This window comes from Streptomyces lacaronensis (assembly GCF_047337785.1).
GTDB classification, from domain to species: Bacteria; Actinomycetota; Actinomycetes; order Streptomycetales; family Streptomycetaceae; genus Streptomyces; species Streptomyces lycopersici.
Map to the genome: position 1 here is coordinate 9,887,554 of NZ_JBLHDK010000003.1, position 13,022 is coordinate 9,900,575.

Annotated in this window: 11 protein-coding genes; 6 read left to right on the forward strand and 5 right to left on the reverse strand. The window is 68.9% G+C overall.

What is annotated here, in order from left to right; all coding sequences use genetic code 11:
- The first annotated feature begins 4 nt into the window (after nucleotides 1–4).
- The gene (locus tag ACMTAK_RS43080) at nucleotides 5–1,369 is read left to right on the forward strand and encodes an MFS transporter (protein WP_413811170.1); all 1,365 of its coding nucleotides are present in this window, start codon (nucleotides 5–7) and stop codon (nucleotides 1,367–1,369) included.
- Between the two features lie 28 nt (nucleotides 1,370–1,397).
- On the opposite strand, the gene ACMTAK_RS43085 is transcribed toward ACMTAK_RS43080, so the two are convergent.
- On the reverse strand, nucleotides 1,398–2,387 hold the full coding sequence (locus ACMTAK_RS43085; RefSeq protein WP_413811171.1) for a helix-turn-helix domain-containing protein: 990 nt from the start codon (nucleotides 2,385–2,387) through the stop codon (nucleotides 1,398–1,400).
- A gap of 280 nt (nucleotides 2,388–2,667) precedes the next feature.
- On the opposite strand from ACMTAK_RS43085, the gene ACMTAK_RS43090 reads away from it, so the two are divergent.
- Nucleotides 2,668–5,379 (forward strand): helix-turn-helix transcriptional regulator, encoded by a 2,712-nt coding sequence (locus ACMTAK_RS43090; RefSeq protein ID WP_413811172.1) that lies wholly within the window; start codon nucleotides 2,668–2,670, stop codon nucleotides 5,377–5,379.
- A gap of 54 nt (nucleotides 5,380–5,433) precedes the next feature.
- Here ACMTAK_RS43090 and ACMTAK_RS43095 read toward each other — a convergent pair whose 3' ends face one another.
- The 3 genes from ACMTAK_RS43095 to ACMTAK_RS43105 are packed head-to-tail and all read right to left on the reverse strand — an operon-like array spanning nucleotide 5,434 to nucleotide 8,414.
- Nucleotides 5,434–6,204: an FkbM family methyltransferase gene (locus ACMTAK_RS43095; protein ID WP_413811173.1), complete on the reverse strand. Its 771-nt coding sequence runs from the start codon at nucleotides 6,202–6,204 to the stop codon at nucleotides 5,434–5,436.
- 8 nt (nucleotides 6,205–6,212) lie between these two features.
- Complete coding sequence (locus tag ACMTAK_RS43100) at nucleotides 6,213–7,379, reverse strand: C9 hydroxylase cytochrome P450 (protein ID WP_413811174.1); 1,167 nt, start codon at nucleotides 7,377–7,379, stop codon at nucleotides 6,213–6,215.
- A 30-nt stretch (nucleotides 7,380–7,409) separates the two neighbouring features.
- Entirely contained in the window at nucleotides 7,410–8,414 is a 1,005-nt protein-coding gene (locus ACMTAK_RS43105) for an FkbO/Hyg5 family chorismatase (RefSeq protein WP_413811175.1), read from the reverse strand.
- Between the two features lie 249 nt (nucleotides 8,415–8,663).
- On the opposite strand from ACMTAK_RS43105, the gene ACMTAK_RS43110 reads away from it, so the two are divergent.
- The 4 genes from ACMTAK_RS43110 to ACMTAK_RS43125 all read left to right on the forward strand — a co-directional run bounded on the left by ACMTAK_RS43110 (nucleotide 8,664) and on the right by ACMTAK_RS43125 (nucleotide 12,184).
- Nucleotides 8,664–9,695: an ornithine cyclodeaminase family protein gene (locus ACMTAK_RS43110; RefSeq protein WP_413811176.1), complete on the forward strand. Its 1,032-nt coding sequence runs from the start codon at nucleotides 8,664–8,666 to the stop codon at nucleotides 9,693–9,695.
- A 93-nt stretch (nucleotides 9,696–9,788) separates the two neighbouring features.
- On the forward strand, nucleotides 9,789–10,727 hold the full coding sequence (locus ACMTAK_RS43115; RefSeq protein WP_413811177.1) for a class I SAM-dependent methyltransferase: 939 nt from the start codon (nucleotides 9,789–9,791) through the stop codon (nucleotides 10,725–10,727).
- A 69-nt stretch (nucleotides 10,728–10,796) separates the two neighbouring features.
- Complete coding sequence (locus ACMTAK_RS43120; RefSeq protein WP_413811178.1) at nucleotides 10,797–11,954, forward strand: cytochrome P450; 1,158 nt, start codon at nucleotides 10,797–10,799, stop codon at nucleotides 11,952–11,954.
- Nucleotides 11,955–11,959: 5 nt separating this feature from the next.
- Complete coding sequence (locus ACMTAK_RS43125) at nucleotides 11,960–12,184, forward strand: ferredoxin (RefSeq protein WP_413811179.1); 225 nt, start codon at nucleotides 11,960–11,962, stop codon at nucleotides 12,182–12,184.
- A 151-nt stretch (nucleotides 12,185–12,335) separates the two neighbouring features.
- Here ACMTAK_RS43125 and ACMTAK_RS43130 read toward each other — a convergent pair whose 3' ends face one another.
- Nucleotides 12,336–12,968, reverse strand: a complete 633-nt coding sequence (locus ACMTAK_RS43130; protein WP_413811180.1) for a class I SAM-dependent methyltransferase — start codon at nucleotides 12,966–12,968, stop codon at nucleotides 12,336–12,338.
- Nucleotides 12,969–13,022 lie beyond the last annotated feature (54 nt).

Genomic DNA, 13,022 nt, shown 5'->3' on the forward strand with positions numbered 1-13,022 from the left:
AGTCATGACGCCGCGGCATTCCCCCGCGCCTTCGGCGTGGCGGCGGATTCATACGGCCTGGGGTCTGCCGGACCTCGCGGGAAAAGGCCGATTCGTCACGGCCAATCTGATCGACAGCCTGGGAAACGGGTTGGTGATGGCGTTCACCGTCGTCTTCTTCGTGAAGACGACGTCGCTGTCACTGGTCGCCGTCGGCGCCGCGCTGACCGTCGGCCAGCTGCTCGCCCTGCCCATTCCGCCCATTATCGGGCTGCTGTTGGACAGATATGGTCCGCGCATCGTGGTCGCCGCGGGTAACTGGATCTCGGTGGCCGGATTCATCGGTTTCCTGTTCTCGCACGCGGCCTGGCAGATCGTGCTGTGGCAGTTCGTGGTGCAACTGGGTTCCACCGCCTTCTGGATGGGCAACAGTCCGCTCATCGTGCTGGTCGCCCGGGGTGTCGAGCGGGCCCGCTGGTTCGGCTTCGTCCGTGCCCTGCGCAATGTCGGCGTCGGTTTCGGCGGCGCCGCGTCCGCGGTGGCCCTGAGCATCGGGACCGTCGCCGGGCTGCGGGCGGTCATGGTGATCAACGTGGTCTCCTTCGCCGTCGCGGGATGGCTCATGATCACCTTCCGGGGCGCGGACACGAGCGGGGCGGCCGACGCCGGGCCCGCGGAGCCGAAGCCCGCCGGGCCGGAGCAGGCGGCGGGCGAAACCACCGGACAACCCGCGGGCGGCTATCGCACCGTGCTGAAGGACACCCGGTATCTGCGGCTGGTCGCGACGAACATCTCCTTCGTCTTCGCCTCCACGGTGATCATGGTGCTGCTCGCCGTCTACGCGGCGGACGACCTCCATGTCGGCGCCTGGATCGTCGGCGTGCTCGTCGTGCTGAACGCGGCCATGGTCGCGCTGCTCCAGACGCTCGCCAGCCGGTGGATCGAGGCCCGCAGGCCGGTGACGGTGCTGGTGCTGGCCCTGCTGCTCAACGCGGCGGCGTTCGTCGTCTTCGGCACGCTGCTCGTGCTGCCCGGCTGGGCGGTGATCGCCGGGCTGCTGATCGCGATGGTGCTCTACACCGTGGCCGAGATCCTCAGCTCGCCGCCGACCAGCGAACTGAGCGTGGTGATGGCTCCCGAGCATCTGCGGGGCCGCTATCTGGGCGTCTACCAGATGTCCTGGTCGGTCGGCGGTGCCGTCGCCCCGGCGCTGCTCACAGCGCTGTTGGAGGGCGGTGCCGCGCTGCCCTGGGTGTTCCTCACCGCGATCAGCATGCTGGCCGTACCGCTGGTGCTCGGGCTCGACCGGCGGCCCGCGGCCACGAGCGGGGCCGCACCGGCCGGTGACGTGGCCCCCGTGGAGCAGTTCGACGGTGGCCCCGTCGGCTGAGCCTGCCGCGCCTGTTGAGCGGGCGGGTTCAGACTTCGGTCAGCCCGGTCGAGCGGGCGTACTTGGCGGGCGTCTGGCCGTAGGTCTTCTTGAAGATCCGGATGAAGTGGCTGCTGTCGGCGAACTGCCAGTGGGCGGCGAGTTCCGAGACGCTCAGCCTGCCGGCCGAGGCGATGAGAGCGCGGCGGGCCTCCTCCAGCCGCCGGTGGCGGATGTAGGCGATCAGCGACTCTCCCGCCACGGTGAACGCCCGCTGCAAGGTGCGTAAGGAGACATTGAGTTCACGCGCCAGCATCGTGGGAGAGAGCTCGGGGTCGGTGAGGTGGCTGTCCGCGAGATCCTTCGCGGCCTGGGCGAGCGCGGGAGCCAGCCCGGGTTCCGCGTCGTCGAACCGACGCCTCGCCACCGCCTGGGCCAGTTCGAGCAGGGTGCTGTGGGCGGCTTGCACACCGGCCGGGCCGAGGCCGGTCATGGTCTCGTACACCATATTCGCGTGGGCCACCAGCAGGCGTACTTCGGCCGAATCCGCCGGCCCGGTGATGGCCCGGTTCCCCAGCAGTGGTGTGAGCGGCGCGGGGGGCAGGAGGAGGATCTTCACCGTCGTGTGCGGCGCCGCCTCGAAGCGCCACGGCTGCCCGACGTGCCGGAGGAGGAACTGCCCGGCCGCCACGGTGTGCCGGTCCCGATCGCGCGAACCCTGCAACGTCCATGCGCCGCGTTTCACGACGTACATCCGTACGCGATCCTCCACGCCGCCCAGGGCGTGCGCGGTCCGGATGGCCGACATGCTGTGGAGATCGGTGAACGCCAGGTCGCGGACCTTGGCGGCGCGGCTCTTGACCCGGAAGTCACCGGTTACGTCCCGGTTGAAGCTCCGCAGTGGTAAGCCGTCGCCGAGCTCCGCGTCCCACCCGCGCCGGAAGGCTTGGAAAAATCCTTGTGGTGCCGCGCCCGGGACGGTGGAGTCCACGGAGAACACCCCGCGCGATCCATCGCCCACTCCAGCGCCGTTCGTCATCCGCCGGTCCCTTCGCCTGTGTTGCTCCGGCTTTGTCTTGTGGCGGTCATATTCCACCAGACGGCGGTGTGGTTCAAGTTCGTGTTGTGTGCATCTTCCTAGGCTGCGAAACAGGCAACCCCCGGGCTCTTCCGGCCCATATGAAGGCCCGAACAGGCCGCTTGGCCAGAACCCCACTAGAACTCCGCAATGTACTCGTCGATCAGCCGCAGAAGAGTCCGCTGTCACATACTTTGCGGTGGAAAGCAATTGGGTTGTCCGACGTGAGGTGATGCCTGCCGTGGAGAGCTATGAACTGGACGCCCGCGATGACGAGCTCAGAAGACTGGAGGAGGCTGTAGGCCAGGCGGGCAACGGCCGGGGTGTGGTGGTCACCATCACCGGACCGATCGCCTGCGGCAAGACCGAACTGCTCGACACGGCCGCTGCGAAGGGCGACGCCATCACGTTACGCGCGGTCTGCTCCGAGGAGGAACAGGCGCTCCCGTACGCCCTGATCGGTCAGCTCATCGACAACCCGGCGCTCGCCTCCCAGGTACCGGATCCGGCCACCATGGCCTTCCCGGGCGAGCATCTGTCGCCGGAGGCCGAGAACCGGCTGCGCAGCGACCTCACCCGTACCCTGCTGGCGCTCGCCGCCGAACGGCCGGTGCTGATCGGCATCGACGACGTGCACCACGCCGACACCGCCTCTTTGAACTGCCTGCTCCACCTGGCCCGAAGGGTCGGCTCGGCCCGGATCGCCATGGTCCTCACCGAGCTGCGCCGGCTCACCCCGGCCCACTCACAGTTCCAGGCCGAGCTGCTCAGCCTGGGGCACCACCGCGAGATCGCGCTGCGCCCGCTCAACCCGAAGCACATCGCCGAGCTGGCCCGCGCCGGCCTCGGTCCCGACGTCGACGAGGACGTGCTCACGGGGTTGTGCCGGGCGACCGGCGGCAACCTGAACCTCAGCCACGGGCTGATCAAGGATGTGCGGGAGGCCTGGGCAACGGGGGAGACGGGCATCAACGCGGGCCGCGCGTACCGGCTGGCGTACCTCGGTTCCCTCTACCGCTGCGGCCCGGTCCCGTTGCGGGTCGCTCGGGTGGCCGCCGTGCTGGGCCAGAGCGCCAACACCACCCTGGTGCGCTGGATCAGCGGGCTCAACGCGGACGCGGTGGGCGAGGCGACCGAGATCCTCACCGAAGGCGGCCTGCTGCACGACCTGCGATTCCCGCACCCGGCGGCCCGTTCGGTCGTACTCAACGACATGTCCGCCCGGGAACGACGCCGCCTGCACCGGTCCGCTCTGGAAGTGCTGGATGACGTACCCGTTGAAGTGGTCGCGCACCACCAGGTCGGCGCCGGTCTCATGCACGGCCCGAAGGCCGCCGAGCTCTTCGCCAAGGCCGGCCAGGAGCTGCATGTGCGCGGCGAACTGGACGCCGCGTCCGACTATCTGCAACTGGCCCACCAGGCCTCCGACGACGCCGTCACCCGGGCCGCGCTGCGGGTCGAGGCCGTGGCGATCGAGCGCCGCCGCAATCCGCTGGCCTCCAGCCGGCACCTCGACGAGCTGACCGTCGCCGCCCGTGCCGGTCTGCTTTCCCCCGAGTACGCGGCGCTGGTGATCCGCTGGCTGGCCGTCGGCGGGCGGTCCGGCGAGGCAGCCGAGGTGCTGGCCTCGCAGCGCCCGCGTGCGGTCACCGACCGGGACAGGGCCCATATGCGGGCCGCCGAGGTATCGCTCGCGCTGGTCAGCCCGGACGCGTCCGGCCCGGATCGGCAGCCGCGTCCGGTCCCGCCGGATGAACTCGCGAACCTGCCGAAGGCGGCCCGGCTTTCCGCGACCGCTGATAACGCTGTCATGTCGGCCCTGCGCGGTCGTCCCGAGCTTGCCGCCGCCGAGGCGGAGAACGTCCTGAAGCACGCTGACTCGGCGGCGGTCGGCACCACTGCCCTGGCCGCGCTGACGGCCTTGCTGTACGCGGAGAGCACCGACACCGCTCAGCTCTGGGCCGACAAGCTCGTCTCCGAGACCGGGGCGTCGAACGAGGAGGAGGCGGGCTACGCGGGGCCGCGCGCCGAGGCCGCGCTGCGTCGCGGCGACCTGGCCGCAGCGGTCGAGGCGGGCAGCGCCATTCTGGACCACCGGCGGCTGTCATCGCTCGGCGTCACCGCCGCGTTACCGCTGAGCAGTGCGGTAGCCGCCGCTATCCGGCTGGGCGAGACCGAGCGGGCGGAGAAGTGGCTCGCCGAGCCGCTGCCGCAGGCCATCCAGGACAGCCTGTACGGCCTGCACCTGCTCTCGGCACGAGGCCAGTACAGCCTCGCGACGGGCCGGCACGAGGCGGCGTACACGGCGTTTCGCATCTGCGGGGAACGTATGCAGAACTGGGGCGTTGACGTGCCGGGTCTGTCCCTGTGGCGCGTCGACGCCGCCGAGGCGCTGCTGCACGGCCGCGACCGGGACGAGGGCCGGCGGCTCATCGACGAGCAGCTCACCCGTGCGATGGGACCCCGTTCCCGCGCTTTGACGCTGCGGGCACAGGCGGCGTACAGCCCGCCGGCGAAGCGGGTCGACCTGCTCGATGAGGCGGCCGACCTGCTGCTCTCCTGCAACGACCGGTACGAGCGGGCCCGGGTGCTCGCCGACCTGAGCGAGGCGTTGAGCGCGCTCCGGCACCACAGCCGGGCGCGGGGACTGCTTCGGCAGGCCCGGCACCTGGCCGCCCAGTGCGGCGCGACCCCGCTGCTGCGCCGGCTCGGGGCCAAGCCCGGAGGCCCCGGCTGGCCGGAGGAATCCGGCCTGCCGCAGCGGATCAAGTCGCTGACCGACGCGGAGCGGCGGGTGGCGTCGCTGGCCGCCGGCGGCCAGACCAACCGCGTGATCGCCGACCAGCTCTTCGTCACGGCCAGCACAGTGGAGCAGCACCTCACGAACGTCTTCCGCAAGCTGGGAGTCAAGGGCCGCCAGCAGCTGCCGGCCGAACTCGCCAACGCGGAATAGCCGCGGACGACACGAGACCGCGCCGCTCGGGAAGGGGGAACGGGCGGCGTGTGGTCAGGCGTCCCCGCGGCGGGCGACGACCTGGTAGATGTCGGTGCCGGCGAAGAGCGGCTCCTGCTCGCTGAGGACCGTGAAGCCCTGCCCGCGCAGCAGTGTGAGGACCTCGTCGAGCCTTCCGTCGATGTCGTGCACCTCGGTGACGACCTGGCGGATGCGCGGCCAGTCGGCCGCGTCGATCCCGCCCATCACCTGCCGCTCGTTCTTCTCCACATCGATCTTGAGCAGGCCGATCGAGGTGATGCCCCGCTCGGCGATGACGTCGGAGAGGCGCACGACGGAGGTTTCGATCACCTGGCTGGTGTCCGGCAGCTCGGCCAGCATCCGGTCGGCGGCCTCGGCACTGTACCCGCCGTTGATGGCGAGCCTGCGCAGCAGCTCCGTGCGGGTCGCCGGATCCGGGTGGAAGCCCGACATCATCGTGGTATCCGTGTAGAACGTCATCGTGCCGCGGCCGGCCACGTCCGAGACCGCGCACTGCTCGAACCGGCCCGCGATGCCGTACCGCTCGGCGTTGGCCCTGAGCGCGGCGTACGGCACCGGCGCCGGCTCGAAGGCGTGCACCGTGACATCGGGGCACTCCAGGTGGGCGAAGAGCGAGAACATGCCGATGTTCGCGCCGACGTCGAAGACCACATCACCTGCTCGCAGCTCGAGACCGCGCCGCAAGTAGCACCGCTCGGCGAAGATCTCCTGGTAGAGGAACCGCGCCTCGCCCGGGTTGACGTGTGCGACGGTCTTGCCGTTCGGCAGCTTGATGGTCTGCACGGACGGGCTCACTCCGCTCCCCAGGTGACCCGCAGCTCGGCCGGGCTGAACAGGCCCAGGCCCTCGTTCATCGGCACGTCGCCGGCCAGCCGCACGTCCGGGAAGCGCTCGAACAGGCGCAGCGCGGCGACCTTGATCAACACGCGGGCGAGGTGCTGGCCCGGGCACTTGTGGATGCCGTACCCGAAAGCGAAGTTGTGCTCGGGCCTGCGAGTGATGTCGAACGTGTCGGGGTCGGCGAAGACGCCGGGGTCGCGGTTGGCCGTCGAGTAGAGCGGGATGACGCTGTCGCCGGCGCTGATGGTCTGGCCGCGCAGCTCGACGTCCTCGACGCAGACCCGCGGCACGCCGAGCTGGTTGAGCGGGAGGTAGCGCAGCAGCTCCTCGACCGCGCCGTCGATCAGGTCCGGGTTCTCCCGCAGAGCCGCCCGCTGCTCGGGATGGGAGAGCAGTGCGTACAGGCAGTAGCCCACCATCTGCTGCATCGAGTCGTGCCCGGCGAACAGCAGCGTGGCGAACACCCCGGTCGCCTCGTCGTCGCTGAGCAGGATCTCGTCCTCGCCGGCCTCGGCCAGCCGGTGCAGGAGTTTGTCGCCCGCCTGCTCCCGCTTGGCACGCACCAGTGCCAGTACGTGACCGAAGAATTCGTCGGTCAGTCTCTTGATGCTCTCCATGTCGGTGCCGCCCTCCATGGCCCGCATCTGGCCCTCCAGTACGGGCCCTTCCTCCTCATTCAGGCCGTAGAGGTCGTGGATGGCCAGGGACGCCAGGCGCTTGGCGTACCCGGGAACCAGGTCGGTGCCGGGACCGGACGCCTCGATGTCGTCGAGGCAGGCGTCCGCCGCCTGGATGATGAACTCCTCCTGCTTGCGGGCGGCCCGCAGGGTGAAGTCCCGGGCGATCTTCTGCCGATAGCGGTTGTGCTCCGGCGAGTCCATCCCGGAGAACCAGCCCGGGCGCCGCTCGCCGAGTATCCCGGACGGTGCCGCCGAGCTGAACCGGGGGTCGTTGGTGACCAGCTTGACGTCCTCGGCCGCGGCCACGAGCCATTGCCTGACGCCGAAGAGTTCATGCGCGCCGATCGTGCCGGTCTCCAGGATCGTGCGGTGCCCGTCCTGGATCGAGAAGGGGCAGCGCGCGGTGGGCGTGCTCTCTTGCTGAGCTTCGGTGCTCATCGGTGGTCCTTCCAGGTCATCTCGGCGGGGTCACGCCACCACACCCTCGATCTCGACCAGCAGATCGGTGCGGGCGATGTCGGTGTGCAGTACGGCGACCGTGGCCTCGCGGGAGAGGCGCTCGGCGCAGATCCGACGGACGGTCGAAATATCCTCGCGGTGGCGTACGTAGACCTTCAAGTGATCGACGTCGGCGAGAGAGTAGCCTCGGCGGAGCCCGTGCCGCCCCAGGTTCTCGGCACCGATCACCCGGGCGATGTTCTCAAGCGATACCTCGCATTGCGCGGTGACGTCGCCGTGGTGCACCGTCTCGTGACCGAGGATGCCGGCGGTCGCGGAGATGAAGAGCCGGCCGTCGTCCGTCCCCGGCGGCGAGAGCCAGGTGGCGCGGGCGAAGACCGGTGGGCGGGGGCCGTACTGCTGCGGGTAGCGGTGAGCCGTGAGCACAGCCGGGTTCTCTATGTTGACCCGGTCACCGGCGCGTGCGGCGATGAAGTAGCACGTGATGCCGCCGCCGTGGGCGCCGATGCCGGTCGCCGCCGGCATGGTCGCCGGGTCGATCCCGCGGGCGTCCAGCGCCTCGGCGCGGCCCACGCAGAAGTCCCGGTAGACCTCGAGGCCGTCGGCGTTCGGCGTGTTGATCCCGCTGACGTAGTTCCAGGTGCGGGCCAGACTGGGGTATCCCAGTGTCCCGATCAGGTCGAAGATTCCGGTGTAGACGGCCGCGGTGCCGGCCGCGTACCGGTCGCCCTCGGGCACCCGGGCGACGCCGAAGAGGTAGTCGGCCGTCCGAGCCCAGGCGACGCCCCCGTGGCTGCCCGATTCCTTCGGTCCCTCCGCGTGCCACGCCTCGGCGAACGACTCGTCCTCGCGAGTCGTCGTGTGTACGGCCGTCCGGGGGTAGCCCTCGGCCAGTGAAACTCCGGTGTGTCCAGCGCGATGTTCGATGACGCCGAGAAGTGTCTCGTCGCCGTCGAGATCGGACGCCCCGATCTTCTCGAAGCGGCTGTACGGTGCCGTGACCGGCGGAGTCAATTGCCTCACCCTTCCCCGCCGTTCCCCGGCGTGTACCAGGAAGAAAATACGGGCGAGTCAGATCCCGCAACCCCCTACAAACGACCACCCGGAGCTGCGGAATCATCCAGGGGGGAGTTGGGGGGGTGATGGTTGTCAGCCGACTGCTAGCGTCGCCGATGTCCGCTCGTGACCTGCCTTGCGTGCCGGCGCCGGTGAGGACGAGATCCCTGAGACCCCGCCGGGCCAGGCGCACGAAAGAGAGGTGACATGCAGACCAAGGTTCTGTGCCAGCGTGACATCAAGCGGATCCTCTCGGTGGTCGGCCGCGACGTCATGATGGATCGTCTGATCAGCGAGGTGCACAGGGGTTTCGCGCGGTTGGGCCGCGGCGAGACCAACGAGCCGCCACCGCGTACCGGCTTTGCCCGCGGCGGCGACGTTCCGGGCGTCATCGAGTTCATGCCGCACCGCGCGTCGGGCATCGGTGTGACGATGAAGACAGTCAGCTACAGCCCGCAGAACTTCGAGCGCTTCAACCTGCCGACCATCGTCGGGACCGTGTCGCGGCTCGACGACGACAGCGGAAGCATGGTCGCGCTCGCCGACGCCGGCACCATCACCGCCATGCGGACCGGTGCGGTCGCGGCTGTCGCCACCCGGCTGCTCGCCCGGCCGGGCAGCGCCACCCTCGCCCTGACCGGCGCGGGCGCCCAGGCGGTCACCCAGGCACACGCCCTCAGCCGCGTCCTCCCGCTGGAACGCATCCTGATCAGTGACGTCAAGGCTGAGCACGCGGAGTCGTTCGCCGGCCGGATCGCGTTTCTCAAGGTGCCCGTCGAGGTCACCGACGCGGCGACCGCGATGGCGACCTCGGACGTCCTGTGCACCGTCACATCGGTACCGGTCGGCGGTGGGCCGGTGGTGTCGGCCGGACCGCGTCCGCCACATCTGCACGTCAATGGCATCGGCGCGGACGAGCAGGGCAAGACCGAGCTGCCCAAGGCGTTGCTCGACGACGCGTTCATCTGCGTCGACCACCCCGGGCAGGCTCGCGCCGAGGGCGAGTTCCAGCAGCTGCCCGATCGGGAGCTCGGCCCGTCGCTGGCCGACCTGTGCGCGGCGCCCGAGATCGCCGCTCCGCACCGGGAGAGCCTGAGCGTCTTCGACTCGACCGGCAGCGCGTTCGCCGATCACATAGCCCTCGACGTACTGCTCGGCTTCGCCGACGAGCTCGGCCTCGGCCGCAAGATGGCGATCGAGTCGACGCCCGAGGACGTCCTCGATCCGTACTCGCTGTAGTGGTGACCGACCATCTCGCGCGCGTTCATCCACTGGAGCAATGATCGAACCGATCCGGCGAATTCGGAGACCCGCATGATCCAACCCGACGTCGTGACCGCCTTCACCAGCGGTATCGAGAACATCAATCTCGATGAATCCGGCACCCCGCAGGCGGAGACGAAGGCCGCCACCTTCAAGTCCGCCAGCTCCTCCATCTACGACTTCGCCGCCGGCATGTCCGCAAAGGGCGAGCTGTGGAACTGGGGCGTGCACAACTCCGAGTTCGTCGCCGAGATCGAGGCCAGGCTACCCGGATTCACCGAGTACGGCACCGACGGATTCAGCGAACAGCTCTACTACCTGGCCCTGCGCGACCTTCCAAAGGGTTTGGAGAGCTGCGACGGCCGGACGGTCCTGGAGGTCGGCTGCGGGATGGGGGAGGGGCTCAACTTCCTGTCCCGTCTCGTCCCCACCGCCCGGATGACCGGGCTGGACCTGGCACCGAAGGCGATCGCCAGCGCCACCGCCACGCTGTCCCGCGGCGATACCCTGCGGTTCGTTCAGGGCGATGCCGAGGAACTGCCCTTCGAGGACTCCTCGGTGGATGTGCTCGTCAACATCGAGAGCTCGCACACCTACCCGAACCTGGGACGTTTCCTGCGGGAAGCCGCGCGCGTGCTGCGCCCGGGTGGCGCGCTGTCGCACATCGACGTGTTCACGCGGCAGCGCCTCCAGGCGATGCGGCGGATCACAGCGGAGATACCCGAGCTGGAGTGGGTCAGCGATCACGACATCTCCGATCAGGTCCGTGCCGCGGTGCGCCGGCGGATGGCCCCGGGCAGTCGCCTCCGCCGCAACCTGAACAAGCAACGGATGAACTGGCTTGCGCGCACGCTCGCCCTGCACAGCCAGATCACGGTGTTCGGCGGCACGTTCGCGGACTACCAGCCGCCTGCTTCGGTCAAAATGCTCAGCCGACTCGGCCTTGTGCCGCCGATGGACAGCCTGCCGATGGAAAGCTACCGGCACCAGATCGCCGTCCGCGTGTGAACGGAGAAAAGAATGTCGACGACCGATCCGGGGGAGGCCCGTAAGGCCTGCCCTTATCCTTTCGCCGAAATGCGGCGACTCGAGGTCCACCCCGAGTACAACCGGCTACGGGACGCCGGTGAGCTGGGCCGGGTCCGGATGCCTTACGGCGGGGAGACCTGGCTGGCCACCAGCTGGGAGGACGTCGCCAAGGTGTTCGTGGACCCGCGGTTCAGCCGCAGCGCGACGCTCGGCAAGGACGTCCCCCGGGTCCTCCCGGCGATCCAGGACCAGCCCGTCATCATGCTGATGGACCCTCCGGAACACACCCGCCTGCGCCGGTTGGCGACCAAGGCGCTGACCAGCCGCCGGATGGAGGCCCTGCGCCCGCGCACCCAGGAGGTCGCCAACGATCTGATCGACAAAATGCTGGCCAAGGGCGCCCCGGCCGATCTGATGGAGGATTTCGCCCTGCCTCTGCCGATCATCATGATTTGTGAGCTGCTGGGTGTGCCGGTCGAGGACCAGACCAAGTTCCGGACCTGGTCGGACCAGATGCTCTCGAACGGCGCCTACCCGCAGGAAGTCGTGATGGCGGCCGGCCAGTCGCTCTACCTCTACCTCTCCGAGCTGATCGCCGAACGCCGCAAGCAGGACACCAACGACCTGCTCGGGTCGCTGGTGCGGGCCCGTGACAAGGACGACCGGCTCAGCGAGACGGAGCTGGTCGGCTTCGCCGTCACGCTGCTGATAGCGGGGTACGAGACCACCGCCAACGCGATCGGCAACAGCGTCTACACGCTGCTGAACCACCCGGAGAAACTCGCCGAGCTGCAAAAGGACCTCTCGCTGATCCCGAAGGCGGTCGACGAGTTGCTCCGGATCATCCCGATCGCCAAGCAGGCGAGCTGGGTCCGGATGGCGGTGGAGGACGTCGAGCTCAGCGGCACGACCGTCAAGGCCGGTGAGGCGGTGGCGATCCAGACGTACTCGGCCAACACCGACCCGAAGATCTACGACCATCCGGACGAGATCGACTTCCACCGGACGAGCAACCCGCACATGTCCCTCGGGCACGGCGCGCACCACTGCATGGGCGCTCAGCTCGTCCGGGTGGAGATGCAGACCGCGCTCGGTTCGCTCATCTCCCGCATCCCGGCGCTGCGGTTCGCGGTGCCGGAGCCGCAGATCACGTTCCTGCGCGGGCGGCTGGTGCCCAGCCTCGAAGCGTTGCCCCTGGCATGGTGAGTGGCATGGCGCGATGGGAGCTGTGGGTCGACCGGAGCGAGTGCATCGGCTCGGCCGTCTGCGTGGCCAGCGCGGGCGCGTACTTCGAGATGCACGGGCACCAGTCGCGCGCCCGCGCGAGCGAGATCGACGCGGACGAGCACGTGATCGCGGTCGCGCAGGCCTGCCCGTCGGGGGCGATCCACGTCCGGGTCAAGCAGACCGGAGAACTGCTCGAACCCCAGGACTGAAGAAGCCGTCCGTGCAGCTTGTCGTCACACGTCCGAGGGGCGGCCTCCGTGAGGCTGCCCCTCACCACTTCCCATGACCCGATGCACTCCAGCCGCCCAGACAAACCCACGGGTCGGACAGCGAAATCCGGCTGGACCACTGAGGCGCGGCTCACGCCTCCAGGGTGGCGACGATCGACTGCGTCCATCCGTTCGGCCCGGCCGACTCGTGATGATCGATGGTGAAACCGTTCTCTTTCAACCTGTCCACCAGGCCACTTCCGAACACCTCGGGGGCAAACTTCGGCTCCATGACCTTCATGAAGAGATCCATCGTCCACCCGTACTTGGTCCGGCGGTCGAGATCGACGATGACGAAGCGGCCTCCGGGCTGGAGTACCCGCGCGGACTCGCGGATCGCGCTGAGGCGGCCCGCGGTCGGGACCTCATGCAGACCAAAGGCCGACATCACGGTGTCGAACGAGTTGTCCGGGTAGGGCAAGGCGGCAACGTCACCCTCGACCAGGGTGACGTTATCGACCCCCCGCGAGGCCAACTTGCGGCGGCCTACCGCGGTCAGCTCGGGTGACAGATCGATGGAGGTGGCCCGTACCTTCGAATGCTTTTCGGCCAGCATTCGCGATGCGAAACCGGTCCCGCCGCACAATTCCAGTACGTTTTCGATGCGGCCGCCCTCGAGGAGGCGGACCAGTACGTCGTAGGGATGGCCCTGTAGGTGCGGATTGACAGCTTCGAGGAGCTGTCCGGCAAATTTGAACTTTAAGCGGTTGCCCAATTCCAGCATTACATTAAATTATTCTTGCCCGATCGATATGTCAAGTGCGAGTAGCCACGCCAC